This is a genomic window from Ferrovibrio sp. (assembly GCF_041906005.1).
Taxonomy (GTDB): Bacteria; Pseudomonadota; Alphaproteobacteria; order Ferrovibrionales; family Ferrovibrionaceae; genus Ferrovibrio.
Genome location: NZ_JAYRJY010000001.1, coordinates 748,408 through 766,723, shown reverse-complemented (window position 1 = coordinate 766,723; position 18,316 = coordinate 748,408). Strand labels below are relative to the sequence as shown.

Sequence of the window (18,316 nt, the reverse complement as noted above, 5' to 3'; positions counted from 1 at the left end):
GCCATGGCCAGGCCAAAGGATAACGGCGAATACCGTGCGGCACTGCGTGGCTTGCAGATCGAGCTGGTCAAGCTACAGCGCCATCTGATCAGGCACGAGGAAAAGGTGCTGATCGTGCTGGAAGGGCGGGACGGCGCCGGCAAGGACAGCACGATCAAAGCCATTACCGAGCATCTGAGTCCCCGCGAGACCCGTGTGGTGGCGCTGGGCAAGCCATCCGACCGCGAACGCAGCCAATGGTATTTCCAGCGATACGTGCCGCATCTGCCGTCCGGCGGGGAAATCGTCCTGTTTAACCGCAGCTGGTATAACCGCGCCGGGGTCGAACGGGTAATGGGATTCTGCAGCAAGCAGGATTGCGAGGATTTCCTCGATGCGGTGCCGATCTTCGAACACCTGCTGGTGCGTTCCGGCATCCGTTTTTTCAAATATTACCTGGATATCGACAAGGATGAGCAGAAACAGCGGCTGCAATCCCGCCGTGACGATCCACTCAAGCAGTGGAAGATCAGCCCGATTGACAATGCGGCGCTGAAACACTGGAAGGATTACAGCCGCGCCCGCGATACCATGCTGACGCGGACCAGCAGCGCCCTGGCGCCCTGGACCATCGTGCGGGCCAACCACAAGCCAACGGCCCGGCTGAACCTGATCCGCGACCTGCTTGGCCGCCTGGATTACGCCGACAAGGCGAAGCCGAAGCAGATTGCGCCTGATCGCAGCGTCGTTTTCCCCTTCGATCTGGACGCCCTGCATGACGGGCGCCTGTCGGCCTAGTCCTTTTCCACCCAGCGGCCGCCCAGTTTCCGATAACGCCGTTTCACCGCGGCCCAGGCGATCCGATGGGCGATGGCCTCGCGCTCGGGGTCATCGCCATGGTCATGCCAGGCATTGTTGAAGGCGGCGCGGAAAATGTCCTGCGCATGCATCGGCAGGATGTCACGCAGATTGGCCGGCAGGTCGGCATTGCTGGCATAAGGCATGCCGGTTCCGCCGGTTCAGCGCGGTGGCGGTTCGCGGCGCGGCGGCGCCGGCACGTATTCCACGCTGGGCGTCGTGCGCACCGGCTGCGGATACAGGGCCATCAGGTCGGCCACCTCCACCGGCAGGTCGGTGCTCACCGGCAGGCCCAGGCTGGCAGCCTCGTCGGCGGTGATCGGGTAATCATGGGTCCATTGCCCCTTACTGAGCTGGTCGGCCAGTTCGGCCGCTCGGCCAGCATCCATATGGCGCCCCAGCAGTTGCGTGGCGGCGGTGCGCAGCTGGCGCGTCGCCTTCTCGCCGATATCGGCCAGGATCACGGTCTGGTCGTCGATCTCGGCCATTGGTTTGTCGCGCAGCACGCGCGCCACCGAGGCCGCCGGAAAGCCGCCCACCTGCGGATCGATCGGCCCGAGCATGGCATGCGGGGCCATCACGATATTGTCGGCGGCCAGCGCGATCAGCGTGCCGCCTGACATGGCCAGGTGTGGCACGAAGGCCGTGACCCGTCCGCCATGGCGGCGCAGGGCCGCGGCGATCTGCAGGGTGGCGATGGCCAGTCCGCCTGGCGTGTGCAGGATGATGTCGATCGGCATGTCCGGATCGGTGTCGCGGATCACGCGGATCACGTCTTCGGCGTCGTCAATGTCGATGTAGCGCACCAGTGGGAAGCCCAGCAGACGCATGGTTTCCTGCCGATGCACCAACGTGATCACCTGGCTGCCGCGTTGCCGCTGCAACTGCATGATCTTGCGGGCCCGCATCATGATCAGGATGCGCTGCCGCAACATCGGCTGCAGCGCCATGCCGATGAAGAAAATCCAGATCAGGTCGCTGATCGACACAGCGGAACTCAACTCAGTTCCGCTTTGACATGCGCCAGGATATCGGCCTTGTCGGCCTTCACCAGATCCTTGTGTATCTCGGCGGCAATCAGCTTGCGGACGGCGGCATTGAACTCCTCCCGCAATACGCCCAGCATCCGCGGCGGAGCGATCACCACCAGTTGGGCGAACAGCTTTTCCCCGCAGGCATGGTTCAGCCGTTCGGCCACGCTTCTGGCAAACTTGTCCTCGGCCATCTGGTGCGGGTCATGACGTGGTTCCATCGCCGAGCGCTGTCCGGTACTGGCGAAGGCGCGGCCGGGCCTGTCGCTTTTCAGGTCGCGCGAGAATCCGTGCGTGTCGGCGGCTGTCATGTCCAGCCCGGATACGGCTTTCAGCGGCCCCGCCAGACTGGCGATTTCATAGACATGGGCCTGACTTGCGTCGGTCACCAAAATCCAGGTCGGGATCGGAAGCTGGAAGGCCATGGCGGTTCTCCTCGTGTGCAGGATCATCAGGCTGCCATAATCCTGGCCGTTGCGGGTTGATGTGCGTCAAAACGATTGTCGGCGGGCAACGTTAGCATATTCACACGGAGGCCAGTGATGCGGGCAATGCTGTTGCAGGCCGTGGGTAGGCCCTTGGTGATGACCGATTTGCCCGAGCCGAAGGCCGGGCCCGGTCAGGTGGTTGTCCGTGTCCGGTCTTGCGGCGTCTGCCGCACCGATCTGCATGTCGTGGATGGCGAATTACCCGATGCCAAATACCCGCTGGTGCCGGGGCATGAGATTGTCGGCCATGTCATCGCGCTTGGCGAAGGCGTGTCGGACTATACGCTGGGTGATCGCGTCGGTATCCCCTGGCTGGGCTGGAGTTGCGGCGCCTGCCGCTTTTGCCTGGCCGGTGAAGAGAATCTCTGCGACCAGGCACGGTTCACCGGCTATCAGATTGACGGTGGATATGCCGATCGTGCCGTGGTGGATCAGCGCTATTGCTTCCGCATTCCCGATGGGATCAGCGATGTCGAAGCCGCGCCGCTGCTCTGCGCGGGCCTGATCGGCTATCGCGCCTATCGCATGGCGGGCGTGGCCTCTGTGCTGGGGCTGTATGGCTTTGGTGCGGCGGCGCATATCCTGATCCAGGTGGCGGTGGCGCAGGGCATGCGGGTTCACGCCTTCACCCGGCCGGGTGACGCTGCGGCACAGGATTTCGCCCGGCGGCTCGGCGCCGTCTGGGCCGGGCCATCCGATGCCTTGCCACCGGAGCCCTTGGATGCAGCGATCATCTTCGCGCCGGTCGGCAATCTGGTGCCCACGGCACTGAAAGCGGTGCGCAAGGGCGGCCGGGTGATCTGCGCCGGCATCCACATGAGCGACATTCCGGCTTTTCCCTATCATTTGCTGTGGGGCGAACGCATGGTGAAGTCGGTCGCCAATCTCACGCGGCAGGACGCCATCGATTTCCTGGCTCTGGCGCCCCTGATTCCCGTGCGCACGCATCCGGTGCCCTATGCGCTGCAGGATGCCAACCGGGCATTGGACGATCTGCGCGCCGGAAGATTGCAGGGAGCGGCCGTTCTGGTCACGGAAAGCGCATAGCGCCTGCCTTGCCTCGGCCAGCGGATTGGGGAATCCTCTGGCTTTCGCAGCGGGCAGGTCGCCTGCCCGGAATGCCTGAGGGAGGATTGCCGTGACCCATCTGAAACATGCCGACCTGTTGCGTCGTCAGGCCTATATCGACGGCGCCTGGGTGAATGCCGATAGCGGCAAGACCTTCAAGGTCGGCAATCCCGCCGATGGCAGCGTGATTGCCGAAGTTCCCGATATGGGGCGCGCCGAAGCCAAGCGTGCCATCGATGCCGCCCATGCCGCCTGGCCGGCCTGGGCGGGCCTGACGGCCAAGCAGCGCGCCGCCGTGTTGCGCAAATGGTACGACCTGATCCTGCAGAACCAGGATGATCTCGGCGCGCTGATGACGCTGGAACAGGGCAAGCCGCTGGCCGAAGCGAAAGGTGAAGTGGTCTATGGCGCCAGCTTCGTCGAATGGTTCGCCGAGGAAGGCCGCCGCATCTATGGCGATGTGATCCCGGCTCATGCCCCCGACAAGCGCATCGTGGTGATCAAGCAGCCGATCGGCGTGGTGGCGGCGATCACGCCATGGAATTTTCCGGTCGCCATGATCACCCGCAAGGTCGCGCCGGCACTGGCGGCTGGCTGTCCGGTGGTGGTGAAACCGGCTGAAGATACGCCGCTCTGCGCGCTGGCGCTCGCCCGGTTGGCCGAAGAGGCCGGCATCCCGAAAGGCGTGTTCAACGTTGTCACCACCATGGACGGCCCGGGCGTTGGCATCGAACTCACGACCAACCCGAAGGTGCGCAAGGTCTCCTTCACCGGCTCCACCGAGGTCGGTAAAATCCTGATGCGCCAGAGCGCAGACACGTTGAAGAAGCTGTCGCTGGAGCTGGGCGGCAACGCACCCTTCATCGTATTCGATGATGCCGATATCGATGCCGCCATTGCCGGCGCCATGATCTCGAAATATCGCAATACCGGTCAGACCTGCGTCTGCGCCAACCGCCTGTTCGTGCAGGATGGCATCTATGATGCCTTCGCGGCCAGGCTGGCCGAGGCGGTGAAAAAGCTGAAGACCGGGCCCGGCTTCACCGAAGGCGTCAATCAGGGGCCGCTGATCAATCAGGACGCGCTGGACAAGGTGGAGCGTCTGGTCGGCGATGCCAAGGCAAAGGGGGCTAAGGTGCTGGTCGGCGGTGCGAGACACGAGCTGGGCGGAACCTTCTATCAGCCCAGCGTGATCACCGAAGCCAATGCCGGCATGGCCTGCGCACAGGAAGAAATCTTCGGCCCGGTCGCCGTGTTGTTCCGCTTCAAGGATGAGGCAGAAGCAATCCGGCTGGCCAATGACACGCCGTATGGCCTGGCGGCGTATTTCTACAGCCGCGATATCGGCCGGGTCTGGCGTGTGGCCGAGAAACTGGAATACGGCATTGTCGGCATCAATGAAGGCTTGATCTCCACGGCGGAAGCACCCTTCGGCGGCGTGAAGGAATCAGGCATGGGCCGCGAAGGCTCGAAATACGGCGTCGATAGCTTCGTCGAGATCAAGTACCTCTGCTTCGGCGGCATCTGACGCCTATAGCATCGCGCCATGCCGTCAAGGCATTGGTCCGCCGGATCGCCAGTCACTATAGTCAGGGCGTAGCCGACGGCGCAAAGAACGCCGTGGCCGAACCCCGGACCAAGAGGATTGCGATGAGCGAGCGTTGCGATGTGGTGATTGTCGGTGGCGGTATTGCCGGCGCTGGCGCCGGTTATGCGCTGGCGCGTGATGGCAAAAGCGTTGTCCTGCTGGAGCGCGAGAGCCAGCCCGGCTATCACACCACCGGCCGCTCGGCAGCCCTGTTCGCCGAGACCTATGGCAATGCGCCAATCCGCGCGCTTACGGTGGCCAGCCGCGATTTCCTGATGAATCCGCCGGCGGGTTTTACCGACGTGCCGATCCTCACGCCGCGCGGCGCACTGCATATCGGCAGCGAACAGCAGGCCCCGCATCTGGACGAAGCTTTCGCCGACATGCACAGGCTGGTGCCCAGCGTGCGCCGGCTGACTGCGGCCGAAGCGCTGGCGCTGATGCCGGTGATGCGGCCGGAAGCCGCCAGCGGCGGGGCGCTGTTTGAACCCGATGCCATGGATATCGAGGTGCATGCCCTGCATCGTGGCCTGCTGCGCGGCATGACGGCGGCCGGCGGCCGCATGGTCACCGATGCCGAGGTGAAGGGGGTGGGGCGCGCCGGGAGTGACTGGCAGGTCGAGACCACCCAGGGCAGTTTCAGCGCGCCGGTGGTGATCAACGCGGCCGGTGCCTGGGCCGATGCGATCGCCTGGATGGCCGGGGTGCCGCCGATCGGCCTGAAGCCGAAACGGCGTACAGCAGTGACCTTCGATCCGCCCGCCGGGACCGACATCCATCGCTGGCCGATGGTGATCGATGCCGACGAGGAATGGTATTTCAAGCCCGATGCCGGCCGCATCCTGCTGTCACCCTGCGACGAGACCGACAGCGATCCCTGCGATGCCCAGCCCGACGAGATGGATATCGCCATCGCTATCGACCGGCTGGAAACCGCCACGACGCTGCAGGTGCGAAGGCTGGCGGCGAAATGGGCCGGCCTGCGCAGCTTCGTGTCCGACCGTACCGTGGTCGCCGGCTTCGATGCCGCCGCGCCGGGGTTCTTCTGGCTGGCCGCCCAGGGCGGTTACGGTATCCAGACCTCGGCGGCGATGAGCCGCGTGGCCGGGGCGCTGGCATCGGGCCGGACTTTGCCGCAGGATATCCTCGATCTCGGCGTGACCGAGCAGGACCTGAGCCCGACCCGATTGCGATGAATGCCCCATTTGCCCCGGTAAAACCCGACATCGGCTACAGCGCCTGTCCGCATGATTGCCCCTCCACCTGCGCGCTGGAGATCGATCTCATGCCCGATGGCCGCATCGGGCGGGTACGGGGCGCGGAGGCGAACAGCTACACCGCCGGCGTGATCTGCGCCAAGGTGGCGCGCTATGCCGAGCGCGCCAACCACCCTGAACGCCTTTTGCAGCCGCTGCTGCGCACCGGCCCGAAGGGTTCGGGGCAGTTCACCCCGATCTCGTGGCGCGAGGCGCTGGACCGTACCGCGGAAGCCTTTCTGGCTGCCGAGAAGAAATACGGCAGCGAAACGGTCTGGCCCTATTTCTATGCCGGAACCATGGGCCTGGTGCAGCGCGACGGCATCAACCGTCTGCGCCATGCCAAGCGCTATTCCGGCCAGCATTCCACCATCTGCGTGACGCTGGCGCGTGCCGGCTATATCGCGGCCACGGGGCATTTGAGCGGCCCCGATCCGCGCGAGATGGCGAAAAGCGACTGCGTGGTGATCTGGGGCACCAATGCCGTTCATACCCAGGTGAACGTGATGACCCATGCGATCCGCGCCCGCAAGGAACGCGGCGCCAAGATCGTGGTGGTCGACGTGTACAACAATGCCACCGCCCAGCAGGCCGACATGGCGCTGATCCTGCGGCCGGGCACTGATGGCGCGCTGGCCTGCGCGGTGATGCATGTGCTGTTCCGCGACGGTTATGCCGACCGCGACTACATGGCGCGCCATACCGACGTGCCGGCCGAACTGGAAGCGCATCTGCAAACCCGCACGCCTGAATGGGCCTCGGCGATCACCGGCCTGAGCGTTGCCGAGATCGAGGCTTTCGCGCGGCTGCTGGGCGAAACCAGGCGGCACTACATCCGCCTGGGTTACGGTTTCGCGCGCAGCCGCAACGGCGCGGTGAACATGCATGCCGCCACCTGCATCGCCAGCGTGACCGGATCCTGGCAATATGAAGGCGGCGGTGCCTTCCACAACAACGGCGCGATCTTCCACTGGAACAAGACGCTGATCGATGGGCTGGATGCCATCGATCCGAATATCCGCATGCTGGACCAGTCGCAGATCGGTCCGGTACTGACCGGCGATGCCAAAGCCCTGAAGAATGGCCCGCCGGTGACGGCCCTGCTGATCCAGAGCACCAATCCGATGGAGGTGGCGCCGGATTCCAATCTGGTGAAACGCGGTTTCGAACGTGACGATCTGTTCGTCTGCGTGCATGAGCAGTTCATGACGGCGACGGCCAAGATGGCCGATATCGTGCTGCCGGCCACCATGTTCACCGAGCATGACGATATCTATCAGGCCGGCGGTCAGCAGCATATCCTGCTTGGCCCCAAGCTGGTGGAGGCGCCCGGCGAGGCGCGCGAAAACCACTACGTGATCTGCGAGCTGGCGAAGCGGCTGGGGGCCGAACATCCGGGCTTTGGCATGAGCGCCATGGAGATTGTGGAGGCCACCCTGAAGGCGTCGGGCTGGCCTGATGTGGCCACCCTGCGCAGCCAGCGCTGGCACGATTGCCAGCCGGATTTCGAGACGGCGCATTTCCTCAACGGCTTTGGCTGGCCGGACAGGAAATTCCGCTTCGCGCCGGACTGGGCGGCGATGGGACCGGATCATGCCGGCATGCCGCGCCTGCCCGATCACTGGACCAGCATCGAGGAAGCGACGGAGGAACATCCCTTCCGCCTGGCGACCTCGCCGGCGCGCAATTTCCTCAACACCAGTTTCACCGAAACACCCACATCGACCAGCCGCGAGACGCGCCCGACCGCCTTCATCCACCCCGAGGATGCCGCGCGGCTGCAGATCGCCGACGGACAACTGGTGCGGCTGGGCAACCGGCGCGGCCAGATCCGTATCCACGCCAAGCTTTATGACGGCGTGCAGCGCGGCGTGGTGATCGTGGAAAGCATCTGGCCCCATGCCGCCTTCGTGGATGGCATGGGCATCAACGCGCTGACCGGCGCCGATGCGGCGCAGCCCAATGGCGGCGGCGCCTTTCACGACAACGCTATCTGGGTCCGCGCAGCCTAGCTGCGCGGTGGGCCATCTGGATCCGCGCAGCCTAGCTACGCGGCGGGCGATCTGGGTCCGCGCGGCCTGGCTGCGCGCGGGCGATCAGGATGCGGGCGGCCTGATTGGACAACGCACAACTGGCGGGCGTGAAAGGCGGAAAAGCCGGCCCAAAACGGCCTGTTTTGGTCCAACGCATTGATTATCCGCCGTTTCAGTTGGCCGGACGCGAAACGCGGCCGGCCCAGGGCAAGTCAAACCTTGCCAATCATCGCCAATTATCGCCAATGATCGCCAATTCCGGCCAATTCCAGCCAAGTTTTTGCGAATGCGGCTCGTCGGGGCGCAATCAAAACGGGTGTCGGATTCACGGCGTGTGTCGGATCCACGGCGTGCTTCAGATTCACGATGGGCAAGAGCGGCGGAAAAAAGGTGGTGAGGCTCGCCAGCCGATCAAGCCGGTATGCTGATTATCGGCAACGTAATCGCCAGCCCGGCGCGCCGGCCGCATGTTTGCCCCGCAACCCCAACCGCAGGAGCAAACCATGAGCAACAGCACAGCGATCAACAGCACAGCCGGCAACATCGCCGCCATCGTCGACCGCTATATCGCCATCTGGAACGAAACCGATGCCGGGGTGCGGCGCGGGCTGATCGCCCGCACCCTGGCCGAGGATGTGCGCTATCGCGATCCCCTGATGCAGGGGGAAGGGCATGACGGCGTGGATGGCATGATTGCCGCCGTGCAGCAGAAATTCCCCGGCTTCGTCTTTCGCCTGAGCCGCGCGCCGGAGACGGTGGAGGATCGTCTGCGCTTTTCCTGGGAGGCGGGGCCGGATGGCGCGGCCGCCCTGGTGGGCGGCACCGATTTCGCCACGCTGGCCGGCGGCCGGCTGCACGCGGTGACCGGCTTCATCGATTTCGCGCCCGAAGGGCTGGGCTGAGGCCTCCGGCTCCCTTGCATCGGTTTTTTATGATCGTCATGCCCGGCCTTGCGCCGGGCATGATCGAAAAAGCCGGTCGGATGTCGGCCCGGACTTCAGGCGGCGCTCGCTTATCGCGGTATGGTCAAGAACGCCCATCGCCGTCACTGCGGCATCCGCGGCGCTGCCCGGGCGTTTCACTGCGCTCGAGCGTCTGCCGGAAGGCGGACTGCGGGTCGGGACTTTCTCGGCCGGGTTCAAGCGGCACAATCCGATGTATATACTCCTCTTCGTGCCGCTGCTGGGGCGCCGGGGGCAAAGTGGTGCCTGGGCCGCGTCAATACGAACCTGTCGGGTGACGGGGATTTCTGACCGCTGCTTCCGTTGCCTTTGGACGAGGCGCGGGCCCGGCCGGGCATCACGGCCTGAAGCGACAGCGGAATTCCCGGAGGAGAGCCATGGATTTCCAGAAACGTACTGTTGTGATCACCGGCGGCACCGGCGCGCTCGGCCGCGCCGTGGTCGGCGCCCTGCTGGAGGCCGGCGCGCAATGCCGCCTGTCATACCTGCATGCCAGGGAAGCCGAAAGTTTCCCCTATAAGGACCGGGTCACGCTGGTCGGCCCCTGCGAACTCACCGAGGAGGCCGATGTTGCAAAGCTCTATGCCGGGGTCGATGGCCTCTGGGCCTCGGTGCATATCGCAGGCGGGTTCGCCATGAGCAGGCTGGAGGAAACCGGCAAGGCAGACCTGATGGAGATGCTGAACACCAATCTGGTCAGCGCGCATCTATGCTGCCGCGCCGCGGTGAAGGCTTTTGCCGGGGCGGGACGGATCGTCAATGTCGGTGCGCGGCCGGGGCTGGAGCCGCGTCAGGGTGCCGGCATGAGCGCCTATGCCGCCAGCAAGGCAGGGGTGATCGCCCTGACCCAGGCTTTGGCGGCGGAACTGGCGCCGCGCAATATTCTGGTGAATGCGGTGGTGCCCTCGATCATCGATACCCCGGCCAACCGTGCCGGCATGCCCCAGGCCGACCATGCTGCATGGCCCAAACCCGAGGAGATCGCCGCCACCATCGCCTTCCTGGCCTCACCCGACAATCAGGTGACGACCGGCGGTGCCGTGCCGGTTTATGGCCGTAGCTGACGGCATGGCGATGCAGAAACTGACCGGCCGCATGGACCGTCATGCGGAATGGTTCAATGTCTGCGACCGGATCGAGGTCACGCTGCGCACCCATGACGTGGATGGCCTGTCCCAACGGGCTGCGGGCCTGGCCGCATTCACGGATTCCATTGTCTGAGGCGTCGCCTTACGGCTTGCGCGTCTTCAGCAGGTCGACCACGTCGTCGAAAATATAGGCGCCGGTGGCGATCACCGAGGGATGGCGGTGTTTGTCGGCGCCATAGGTCAGCGGTTCGCCATCGGCGGTGGCCACGCGGCCGCCGGCCTCGCGCACCAGCAGGTCGGCGGCCGCGATGTCCCAGTCGCTTTTTTCGGTCAGGCTGATGGCGGCATCGTATTTGCCGCAGGCGACCAGCGCCATGCGATAGGCGATCGAATTGCGGTAGGCGAAATCGGCCTTGGCGGTGCGTGCCAGCCAGCCATGGCGCTCAAACGTGCGGCGGCTCGCCAGGAAACGCGCCTCCATCAGGCTGGCATGGCCGGAGGCACGGATCGCCTTGCCGTTCAGCTTCGCCCCGCCGCCGCAGGTGGCCTCGAAGAATTCATCGCTCGCCGGGTTGAAGATGGCGGCCAGCGTCGGCTGGCCGTCCTGCAGCAGGGCGGCGCAGATGGTGAATTCGGGTTTGCCATCGATGAAGGCGCGGGTGCCGTCGATGGGATCGATCACCCATTGCTCGGGGCCGTTGCCGCCCTGGCGGCCACTCTCCTCGCTGAGCCAGCCATATGCCGGCCGTGCGCCCATCAGCTTTTCGCGCAGCAGGTTATCGACGGCGATATCGGCTTCTGAAACCGGATCGTTGGGTTTCTTGTGCCAGGATTTGGCGCCGGACTGGAAAAAGCGCAACGCCACCGCACCGGCCTCGCGCACGGCGCTTACCAGAAGATCGTGATCCTGCTTCAATGAAATCGCCATCCGCCCGACCGGGATTCAGCGGCCGGCGACGGTCATGCCGTCGATGCGGACCGTGGGGGAATCCGTGCCGAAACGGAATTCCAGATCGTTGGCCGGCGTGAGATGCGGAAACATCTCTTTCAGGTTGCCGGCGATGGTGATCTCGGAGACCGGTTCGGCCAGTTGGCCATCGCGGATCACGAAGCCGGCGGCGCCGCGGCTGTAATCGCCGGTCACGCCGTTCACGCCCATGCCGATCAGTTCGGTGACATAGAGACCGAGCTTGATGTCGGCCATCAGTTCCGCCGGCGTCTGTTTGCCGGGATTGAGATAGATGTTGGTCGGGGCCGGCGAGGGGGGCGATGTCGTGCCGCGCGAGGCGTGGCCGGTGCTTTGCATGCCGAGCTGGCGCGCGGTGGCGCAATCCAGCAGCCAGGTGGTCAACCGGCCGTCCTCGATCAGGGCGCGGGTCTGGCGCGCCACGCCTTCCATGTCGAACCAGCGGGAACGAAAGCCGCGTTTGCGCAGCGGGTCGTCGGTGATGGCGATGCCGGGTGCGAAGACCATCTGGCCCAGCCTGTCCTTCAGGAACGACGTGCCGCGCGCCACGGCGGCGCCATTGATGGCGCCGGCCAGATGGCCAACCAGACTGGTGGCCACGCGCGGATCGTAGACGATGGGCATCGCCGCGCTGTTCAGCTTCACCGGATTGAGGCGGCGCACGGCGCGCTCGCCGGCCTTGCGGCCGATGCTGGCCGGATCGGGCAGATCGCTGAAATGGGTTTTCGCCTCGTAATCCCAGTCGCGCTCCATGCCGGTATCCTTGCCGGCGATGGCGGCGGCCGAGATGCTGTGCGAGCCGCTGAAGCCGCTGCCGCTGAAGCCGGCGGTGTTGGCATAGGCAACCAGTCCGAAGCCGCGGCCGGCGCTGCCGCCTTCGGAATTGGTGATTCCGGGCACGGCCAGCGCCGCCGCTTCGGCCGCCTTGGCGCGTTCCAGCAATTGCGGCATTTCCAGTTCGATGCCGTCGAACAGATCCAGTTCCACCGGCTGGGTGGCGAGCTGGCCCGGTTCGGGCAGGCCGCAATATTTGTCCTCGGGCGCGGCGCGGGCCATGCTGACGGCGCGGCTCACCAGGTCCTGCAGGGCGGCGGGCGCGAAATCGGTGGTGGAGACACAAGCCTGCTGCCGGCCGACCAGCACGCGCAGGCCGAGATCGCGGCTTTCGGAGGATTCGACATCCTCGGGCTGGCCCATGCGCACGCCGGCGCTGAGCGAGCGGGATTCGTGATAGACCGCGTCGGCGGCATCGGCACCGGCCTTGCGGGCGGCCTTGATCAGGTCGGCAATCAGGCTCTGCGCATCCAGGGCGCGCTGGCGGGGATCGGACATCAGAGTGCTTTTCTAGGGGCGTGCTTTTTCTAGGGAAAAGCCGGTTATTCGGCCTTGTCGTCCATTCTATAGGCCATATAGGAAACGAAAGCGACAAAACAACCAAGCAGCCAGGCCAGTGGCTGCAGGGGTTCATGCCAGTCGCGCCAGTCCTCTCCGGCGATTTTGGCCGCGACCTGGGCGGCCAGATCGAGGGCGATGGCGCCCACGGCCAGTCCCAGCGCGGCCGAGAAAACCAGATTCCACACAGCCCGCAGCAGGGCATGCGGATGCCACCAGGGCAGGATATCGCGGTCGGACGGTTTGGGCGGGCGGAACAGCATGCCTCGTCATGCCACGGCCGGACCGCGGCATCCACGATTTTCTGCTTCAGTGGATGGTCGGCGCCGCCTCGGGGGCGTCGGCTTCGCTGCCCAGCGGCTGGCGCGGCAGGATCCACAGCACCATGCGGTCGCGCAGACCGCGGATCGGCTGCGGTTTCAGCGTCACCATGTCGCGCACCGCCCCCATGTCGCCACGGGTTTCCTCTGCCAGCTTGTCGACGAAAGCCTGGCTGAGGCAAAGCTGGGCGTTCAGGCTGCGGGTCATCTGCTCCAGCCGGTGCGCCACATTCACGGTTTCGCCGATCAGGGCGAATTCAACGCGGCTCTCGTCGCCGATATTGCCCAGCGTGAGCGGGCCGAAATGGATGCCGACCGCCAGATGCAGCGGCACCTGGCGCAGCAGGGTGCGCTGACGATTGAGCAGGTCCATCTCGCGCAGCATGGCGCGCGCCGCCAGCAGGGCGCAGGAGGCATCGCGCTGGCCGGCCTGCGGCGTGCCGAAGGAGGCCATGATGCCGTCGCCCAGATACTTGTCGAGCGTGCCGCTGTTTTCATGCACGGCCCGGCCGAGGCGTTGATGCACCTCGCGCAGGATGCCAACGGTCTGTTCCGGCGTGTGGTCGTCGGCGATCTGGGTGAAACCGACCAGATCGGCGAACAGCACGGCGGCGCTGAGGGATTTCACCTGGCCGATGGCCTCGTCCATCTGCTCGATCTGCTCGGCGATATGGGGCGAGAAATGGCGCGACAGGTTGCGCCGCGCCCGCTCGCTTTCCACCTGCCGGGCGATCAGGTGGCGCGAGCGCATCACCGCCACGGCCAGCAGCATGCCGATCATGCCGATCAGGATCAGGCGCGGCAGGATTTCGCCCAGTCGCACGCTCCAGGGGTCCAGGATGTAGGCGATGCGGTCGGGCACCGACATGTGAATGATGTTGCCCATGTTCAGGGCAAGCGAGACGCCGGGCTGCATCAGGATATACAGGGTGCCGGCCGTCCAGCAGACGATGGCGGCCAGCGTGGTGAGCAAAACGGTGCGCGCCGACTGCCCCAGCGCCGACAACACGACGAACAGGGCGACATAGAGGATCGTGTCGAAGCCAAGCTGCATCGGCGGCGGCAGCGGGCTGGGGTCGAAGGGGTTCGGCAGCACGATGGCGCCGGTCAACAGCGCCATGTCGATGAAGGGGAACAGCCAATGCATCCAGGGCTGGTCCAGTTCCGGCTTGCGCAGCAGCATCTGCAGATAGGCCGAGAAGGCGAAGGCGCCGAGATAGCCGTAGTAATTGAAGGCGAGCGGCAGGCCCATCTCGACGGTGAGGATGACGGCGACGATGGCGCAGACGCCCAGCCGCAGGCCGAGCGTCAGGCGCAGGGCCTCGAATTCCTCCTGGCGGATCGCGGCATTCAGACGGTCGCCGGCGGGGTCGGGCAGGCAATCCTCGCCCTTGCCGCAGATCAGGTCGTGCCATTGCTGCCATAAGCGCATCGCGCCGTCCGTCCCCGTCGGGTGCAGTCTGGTCCGGCGGCAGATTAGCGGATCGGGCCGGCCGGTACGAGGGGCGGCGGCCGGCCGGAAAGGGGTCGCCGTCACATTTGCGGCGGGGCCGCAGGTGGAGGCTGGCCGACCGGGTCTATTTCCAGATCGGTTTGCCGGGGCCGGGCAGGCCGAGTTTCGGCCATTTCTCGGTCACGGTGCGCACGACATCGTCGTCCATGCGGATCTTCTCGCCCCATTCCCGTTTCGTCTCCGGCGGCCATTTGTTGGTGGCGTCCAGGCCGATCTTGCTGCCCAGGCCCGATTCCGGCGAGGCGAAATCCAGATAGTCGATGGGGGTGTTCTCGATCAGGGTGATGTCGCGGGCGGGGTCCATGCGGGTCGACATCGCCCAGACCACATCCTTCCAGTCGCGGGCGTCGATGTCGTCGTCCACCACGATCACCCATTTGGTGTACATGAACTGGCGCAGATACGACCACACGCCCAGCATCACGCGCTTGGCATGGCCGGGATAGGCCTTCTTCATGCTCACCACGGCGACGCGGTAGGAACAGCCCTCGGGCGGCAGCCAGAAATCGACGATCTCGGGGAACTGCTGGCGGATCAGCGGCACGAACACGTCGTTCAGCGCTTCGCCCAGCACGCTGGGCTCGTCGGGCGGCCGGCCGGTGAAGGTGCTGAGATAAATCGGATTGCGCCGCATGGTGATGGCGCTGATGGTGAAAACCGGGAACTGCTCCACCGAATTGTAATAGCCGGTATGGTCACCATAGGGGCCTTCGTCGCGGTAATCCTCCAGCGACACATGGCCTTCCAGCACGATCTCGGCTTCGGCCGGCACCTTCAGCGGCACCGTCCTGCAATCGACCAGTTCGACCTTCCTGCCGCGCAGCAGGCCGGCGAACTGGTATTCCGACAGCGTATCGGGCACCGGCGTCACGGCGGCCAGGATGGTGCCGGGATCGGCGCCGATCACCACGGCGGCGGGGAAGGGTTCGCGCTTGCCGGCCTGTTTCCAGCGCTGGTGCTGCTGCGCGCCGCCGCGATGTTTCAGCCAGCGCATCAGGGTCTGTTTCTTGTTCAGCACCTGCATGCGGTAGATGCCGAGATTGAAGCGGTCGGTCTTGTCCGACTTGTCCGGTCCCTGGGTCACCACCAGCGGCCAGGTGATCAGCGGTGCCGGCTCACCCGGCCAGCAGGTCTGGATCGGCAGGGCCGAGAGGTCGATGTCATCGCCCTGCAGCACCACCTCATGCACCGGCGCGCTGCCCACCGTTTTCGGCTGCATCGCCATCACGGTTTTCAGCAGCGGCAGCATGCCGAGCGCTTCCTTGAATCCGCCGGGCGGTTCGGGCTGGCGCAGGAAAGCCAATGTCTCGCCCACGTCTTTCAGTTCCGCCGGCTTGCGGTCCATCCCTGAGGCCACGCGTTCCACCGTGCCGAACAGGTTCACCAGCACGGGAATCGGGCTCGGACTGCCATCGGCGCGCAGGGGTTTCTCGAACAGCACGGCGGGGCCGCCCTGGCTGAGCAGGCGGGTCTGGATCTCGGTCATCTCCAGCACGGTGGAGACCGGCTCGGTCACGCGCACGAGATTGCCGCTCTGTTCGAGCTGCGCCATGAAATCGCGGAGCGAGGTATAGGGCATGTCAGCGCTTTCCCGGCAGCGAGGTGGCGATGTAGAGGCCGGCCAGAACCAGCACGGCACCGGCCCAATGGTAGGCCGCGAATTGCTCGCCGAGAAGCGCCCAGGCGAGCACGGCATTGTAGACCGGCGAGAGATAGAGGATCAGGCCGGCCTTGGCGGGGCCCAGATGCTTGGTGATATAGGCATGCGCGCCATAGGCCAGCAGGCCGGGCACCAGGATCACGGTGGCGATCACCGCCAGGGTGCGAGGATCCGTGCCGGCGGGTCCGACGGTGATGGTTTCCCAGGCCAGGAAGGGCAGCATGACGATCACACCGGCGGCCGCGATGGCAGCCAGCCGGGCATTGATGCTCAAGTTCCCCGGCCAGCGTTTCAGCAGCACGGCATAGGCCGCCCAGGCAATCGCGCAGCCCAGGATCATCAGGTCGCCGGGCACGAAGGTCAGGGCCCGCAGCACGGCCCAGTCGGCCTTGGTGACGATCACCAGCGTGCCGCCCAGTGCCAGCGCGGCGCCGGCCATCTGGCGCTTCGACAGGCGGTCGCCAAACATGATGCGGCTGAGCAGGATGATCAGCACGGGCGACACGGCATAGATCAGGCCGATATTGGTCGCCGTGGTGGTCTTGCCGGCGGCGTAGACCACGGCGCCGCAGATGCCCATGCCCAGCGCGCCCAGCACCAGCAGCCGGCCGGCATCGCCGATGATCGCGCGGCGCTGGCGCCACAGCTCAGGCCCGCAGAACGGCAGCAGCAATACGACCACGCCCAGCCAGCGCCACACCGCCAAAGCCACCGGCGGGATGAAGTCGGCCGAGTAACGGGCCAGCAGCATGTTGGCGCAGAACAGGGCCGGCGTGATGAAGATCAGCACCTGGGCATATTGCTGCTCGCGCATGGGGGTGGCGGCGGGGGAGGATAATGTCATCGGCGCGGAGATTAGGGGCGCAGCCCAGCGGAAACCAGTGCTTGACCGGCGGAAGCCGGCCCCGTAAGCCCATGGCATGCACCGTTTTCCCGCCGAATTCGCCGACCTGCTGACGCCGAAAGGCCGCGCCCTGCTGGCCGGGCGGCATCCGGCCGCCGGCGCGCTCAGCCATCCGCGCTGCCGGTTCTTAAGCCTGGATGGCCTGATCGACCGGCGGCAGGCGCTGGCCGCGGCCTTGCTGCTGGAAAAGGCCATGCTGCCGCATCTGCGCCTGCTGGAAGCGCCGATCCCGCCCGAGACGATCTGGGGCCAGACCCGCAATTACGCCGAAGCACTGCCCAAGACGATGCGCCAGCGCACCACGCATCTCGACAATCCGCGCTCGGCCGGCTTCCGCGCGGCCAAGGAGATTGGGCTGATCGGCCTGCTGCGCTCGGAGAGCTACCGCGCTTTCGCGGCCATGCTGGCCGGCCGGCCCCTGAAGGCGAAATACGGCCTGCAGGCGATTGCCTACGGTGCCGGCGATTATGCCGGGCCGCATACCGATCATCATCCGGAAGAAGCCGATGCGGCGCATGGATATCTGGATGTGCACCTCACCTTCGTCACGCCGGGTGTGCGCGATCAGTTCCTGGTCTATGCCAAGACCGGCCATTTCACCGAGATGGCGGCGGCGGCGAAGCCTGGCCTGATCACGGCCTATCGCCTGCCATTCTGGCATTACACCACGCCGCTGCGGGCGAAGGCGGGGCAGGAGGAAACCGCGCGGCGCTGGCTGCTGCTCGGCACGTTCCTGTTCAGAGGGTAAGACCCTCTCCCGCTTGCGGGAGAGGGAGGGGCCCGCATTAGCGGGAGGGTGAGGGGTACTTACCGGAGCATTTCGGCGATACGTGCGGTGACCTCTTCCGGGTTTGACAAAACATCGCTGTTCCAGAACCTGATGACTTGCCATCCTTGCGCCTCCAACCAGGCGGTGCGTTGGCGGTCACTATTGGTGTCGGCATGCTGTCCGCCATCAACTTCGACAGCTAGCCGTCTCTCTATGCAGGCGAAATCAAGGATATACCTGCCAACAGGGTGTTGGCGGCGAAATTTGAAGCCATTTAATTGCCTGCCACGCAATAATGACCAGAGCCGACGTTCGGCATCGGTCATGGTTCTTCGCAAGGCCCGCGCATCTGGCATATGCGGAAGATAGCGGAAAGGCCCTCACCCTCCCAGCCTACGGCTGGGCCCCTCCCTCTCCCATTATATGGGAGAGGGTTTGTT

General features: G+C 65.4%; 20 protein-coding genes. 10 read left to right on the top strand and 10 right to left on the bottom strand.

The window, feature by feature from the left end; genetic code table 11:
- Positions 1 to 3: 3 nt before the first annotated feature.
- Positions 4 to 777, top strand: a complete 774-nt coding sequence (gene ppk2, locus ACE3OO_RS03765; protein ID WP_374299866.1) for a polyphosphate kinase 2 — start codon at positions 4 to 6, stop codon at positions 775 to 777.
- Here ppk2 and ACE3OO_RS03760 read toward each other — a convergent pair.
- The 3 genes from ACE3OO_RS03760 to ACE3OO_RS03750 are packed head-to-tail and all read right to left on the bottom strand — an operon-like array spanning position 774 to position 2,293.
- Entirely contained in the window at positions 774 to 983 is a 210-nt protein-coding gene (locus ACE3OO_RS03760; protein WP_374299864.1) for a ChaB family protein, read from the bottom strand. The genes ppk2 and ACE3OO_RS03760 overlap by 4 nt on opposite strands.
- Positions 984 to 998: 15 nt before the next feature.
- A complete protein-coding gene (locus ACE3OO_RS03755; RefSeq protein WP_374299862.1) occupies positions 999 to 1,826 on the bottom strand; it encodes an ATP-dependent Clp protease proteolytic subunit in 828 nt (275 codons plus the stop codon).
- 8 nt (positions 1,827 to 1,834) lie between these two features.
- Positions 1,835 to 2,293, bottom strand: coding sequence for a host attachment protein (locus ACE3OO_RS03750; protein WP_374299860.1), 459 nt, complete (start codon positions 2,291 to 2,293; stop codon positions 1,835 to 1,837).
- 117 nt (positions 2,294 to 2,410) lie between these two features.
- Between ACE3OO_RS03750 and ACE3OO_RS03745 the strand changes: the two genes are divergently transcribed.
- From ACE3OO_RS03745 to ACE3OO_RS03710, 8 genes are all read left to right on the top strand, one after another.
- On the top strand, positions 2,411 to 3,403 hold the full coding sequence (locus ACE3OO_RS03745; protein WP_374299858.1) for a zinc-dependent alcohol dehydrogenase family protein: 993 nt from the start codon (positions 2,411 to 2,413) through the stop codon (positions 3,401 to 3,403).
- A gap of 91 nt (positions 3,404 to 3,494) precedes the next feature.
- Positions 3,495 to 4,952 (top strand): NAD-dependent succinate-semialdehyde dehydrogenase, encoded by a 1,458-nt coding sequence (locus tag ACE3OO_RS03740; RefSeq protein ID WP_374299855.1) that lies wholly within the window; start codon positions 3,495 to 3,497, stop codon positions 4,950 to 4,952.
- A gap of 122 nt (positions 4,953 to 5,074) precedes the next feature.
- The gene (locus ACE3OO_RS03735; protein WP_374299853.1) at positions 5,075 to 6,208 is read left to right on the top strand and encodes an NAD(P)/FAD-dependent oxidoreductase; all 1,134 of its coding nucleotides are present in this window, start codon (positions 5,075 to 5,077) and stop codon (positions 6,206 to 6,208) included.
- Positions 6,205 to 8,280, top strand: a complete 2,076-nt coding sequence (locus ACE3OO_RS03730) for a molybdopterin oxidoreductase family protein (RefSeq protein WP_374299851.1) — start codon at positions 6,205 to 6,207, stop codon at positions 8,278 to 8,280. The genes ACE3OO_RS03735 and ACE3OO_RS03730 overlap by 4 nt, the downstream gene beginning before the upstream one ends.
- A 104-nt stretch (positions 8,281 to 8,384) precedes the next feature.
- Positions 8,385 to 8,729, top strand: a complete 345-nt coding sequence (locus tag ACE3OO_RS03725) for a hypothetical protein (RefSeq protein ID WP_374299849.1) — start codon at positions 8,385 to 8,387, stop codon at positions 8,727 to 8,729.
- A gap of 75 nt (positions 8,730 to 8,804) precedes the next feature.
- On the top strand, positions 8,805 to 9,203 hold the full coding sequence (locus tag ACE3OO_RS03720) for a nuclear transport factor 2 family protein (RefSeq protein WP_374299847.1): 399 nt from the start codon (positions 8,805 to 8,807) through the stop codon (positions 9,201 to 9,203).
- Between the two features lie 437 nt (positions 9,204 to 9,640).
- Positions 9,641 to 10,327, top strand: coding sequence for an SDR family oxidoreductase (locus tag ACE3OO_RS03715; protein WP_374299845.1), 687 nt, complete (start codon positions 9,641 to 9,643; stop codon positions 10,325 to 10,327).
- Between the two features lie 4 nt (positions 10,328 to 10,331).
- Positions 10,332 to 10,484 carry a 4a-hydroxytetrahydrobiopterin dehydratase gene (locus tag ACE3OO_RS03710; RefSeq protein WP_374299843.1) on the top strand — a complete coding sequence of 51 codons (153 nt, stop codon included), beginning with the start codon at positions 10,332 to 10,334 and terminating at the stop codon, positions 10,482 to 10,484.
- A gap of 9 nt (positions 10,485 to 10,493) precedes the next feature.
- On the opposite strand, the gene ACE3OO_RS03705 is transcribed toward ACE3OO_RS03710, so the two are convergent.
- The 6 genes from ACE3OO_RS03705 to ACE3OO_RS03680 all read right to left on the bottom strand — a co-directional run bounded on the left by ACE3OO_RS03705 (position 10,494) and on the right by ACE3OO_RS03680 (position 17,047).
- Positions 10,494 to 11,279, bottom strand: coding sequence for an inositol monophosphatase (locus ACE3OO_RS03705; RefSeq protein WP_374299841.1), 786 nt, complete (start codon positions 11,277 to 11,279; stop codon positions 10,494 to 10,496).
- 15 nt (positions 11,280 to 11,294) lie between these two features.
- Complete coding sequence (locus tag ACE3OO_RS03700) at positions 11,295 to 12,650, bottom strand: TldD/PmbA family protein (RefSeq protein WP_374299839.1); 1,356 nt, start codon at positions 12,648 to 12,650, stop codon at positions 11,295 to 11,297.
- Between the two features lie 44 nt (positions 12,651 to 12,694).
- Entirely contained in the window at positions 12,695 to 12,973 is a 279-nt protein-coding gene (locus ACE3OO_RS03695) for a hypothetical protein (RefSeq protein ID WP_374299837.1), read from the bottom strand.
- Positions 12,974 to 13,019: 46 nt separating this feature from the next.
- The gene (locus tag ACE3OO_RS03690; protein ID WP_374299835.1) at positions 13,020 to 14,462 is read right to left on the bottom strand and encodes an adenylate/guanylate cyclase domain-containing protein; all 1,443 of its coding nucleotides are present in this window, start codon (positions 14,460 to 14,462) and stop codon (positions 13,020 to 13,022) included.
- A 145-nt stretch (positions 14,463 to 14,607) separates the two neighbouring features.
- Positions 14,608 to 16,122 (bottom strand): UbiD family decarboxylase, encoded by a 1,515-nt coding sequence (locus ACE3OO_RS03685; protein WP_374299833.1) that lies wholly within the window; start codon positions 16,120 to 16,122, stop codon positions 14,608 to 14,610.
- Position 16,123: 1 nt separating this feature from the next.
- Entirely contained in the window at positions 16,124 to 17,047 is a 924-nt protein-coding gene (locus ACE3OO_RS03680) for a DMT family transporter (RefSeq protein ID WP_374299831.1), read from the bottom strand.
- Positions 17,048 to 17,123: 76 nt separating this feature from the next.
- Here ACE3OO_RS03680 and ACE3OO_RS03675 point away from each other — a divergent pair, with 76 nt between their 5' ends.
- Entirely contained in the window at positions 17,124 to 17,855 is a 732-nt protein-coding gene (locus tag ACE3OO_RS03675) for a hypothetical protein (protein ID WP_374299829.1), read from the top strand.
- A gap of 59 nt (positions 17,856 to 17,914) precedes the next feature.
- Here ACE3OO_RS03675 and ACE3OO_RS03670 read toward each other — a convergent pair whose 3' ends face one another.
- Positions 17,915 to 18,232: an endonuclease domain-containing protein gene (locus ACE3OO_RS03670; protein ID WP_374299827.1), complete on the bottom strand. Its 318-nt coding sequence runs from the start codon at positions 18,230 to 18,232 to the stop codon at positions 17,915 to 17,917.
- Positions 18,233 to 18,316: the final 84 nt, after the last annotated feature.

Bases quoted from the DNA above. Each gene is read 5' to 3' on its own strand.
- ppk2 (WP_374299866.1), top strand. From the start codon at position 4: ATGGCCAGGCCAAAGGATAACGGCGAATACCGTGCGGCACTGCGTGGC.
- ACE3OO_RS03760 (WP_374299864.1), bottom strand. From the start codon at position 983: ATGCCTTATGCCAGCAATGCCGACCTGCCGGCCAATCTGCGTGACATC.
- ACE3OO_RS03750 (WP_374299860.1), bottom strand. From the start codon at position 2,293: ATGGCCTTCCAGCTTCCGATCCCGACCTGGATTTTGGTGACCGACGCA.
- ACE3OO_RS03745 (WP_374299858.1), top strand. From the start codon at position 2,411: ATGCGGGCAATGCTGTTGCAGGCCGTGGGTAGGCCCTTGGTGATGACC.
- ACE3OO_RS03735 (WP_374299853.1), top strand. From the start codon at position 5,075: ATGAGCGAGCGTTGCGATGTGGTGATTGTCGGTGGCGGTATTGCCGGC.
- ACE3OO_RS03730 (WP_374299851.1), top strand. From the start codon at position 6,205: ATGAATGCCCCATTTGCCCCGGTAAAACCCGACATCGGCTACAGCGCC.
- ACE3OO_RS03720 (WP_374299847.1), top strand. From the start codon at position 8,805: ATGAGCAACAGCACAGCGATCAACAGCACAGCCGGCAACATCGCCGCC.
- ACE3OO_RS03715 (WP_374299845.1), top strand. From the start codon at position 9,641: ATGGATTTCCAGAAACGTACTGTTGTGATCACCGGCGGCACCGGCGCG.
- ACE3OO_RS03710 (WP_374299843.1), top strand. From the start codon at position 10,332: ATGGCGATGCAGAAACTGACCGGCCGCATGGACCGTCATGCGGAATGG.
- ACE3OO_RS03705 (WP_374299841.1), bottom strand. From the start codon at position 11,279: ATGGCGATTTCATTGAAGCAGGATCACGATCTTCTGGTAAGCGCCGTG.
- ACE3OO_RS03700 (WP_374299839.1), bottom strand. From the start codon at position 12,650: ATGTCCGATCCCCGCCAGCGCGCCCTGGATGCGCAGAGCCTGATTGCC.
- ACE3OO_RS03695 (WP_374299837.1), bottom strand. From the start codon at position 12,973: ATGCTGTTCCGCCCGCCCAAACCGTCCGACCGCGATATCCTGCCCTGG.
- ACE3OO_RS03690 (WP_374299835.1), bottom strand. From the start codon at position 14,462: ATGCGCTTATGGCAGCAATGGCACGACCTGATCTGCGGCAAGGGCGAG.
- ACE3OO_RS03685 (WP_374299833.1), bottom strand. From the start codon at position 16,122: ATGCCCTATACCTCGCTCCGCGATTTCATGGCGCAGCTCGAACAGAGC.
- ACE3OO_RS03680 (WP_374299831.1), bottom strand. From the start codon at position 17,047: ATGACATTATCCTCCCCCGCCGCCACCCCCATGCGCGAGCAGCAATAT.
- ACE3OO_RS03675 (WP_374299829.1), top strand. From the start codon at position 17,124: ATGCACCGTTTTCCCGCCGAATTCGCCGACCTGCTGACGCCGAAAGGC.
- ACE3OO_RS03670 (WP_374299827.1), bottom strand. From the start codon at position 18,232: ATGCCAGATGCGCGGGCCTTGCGAAGAACCATGACCGATGCCGAACGT.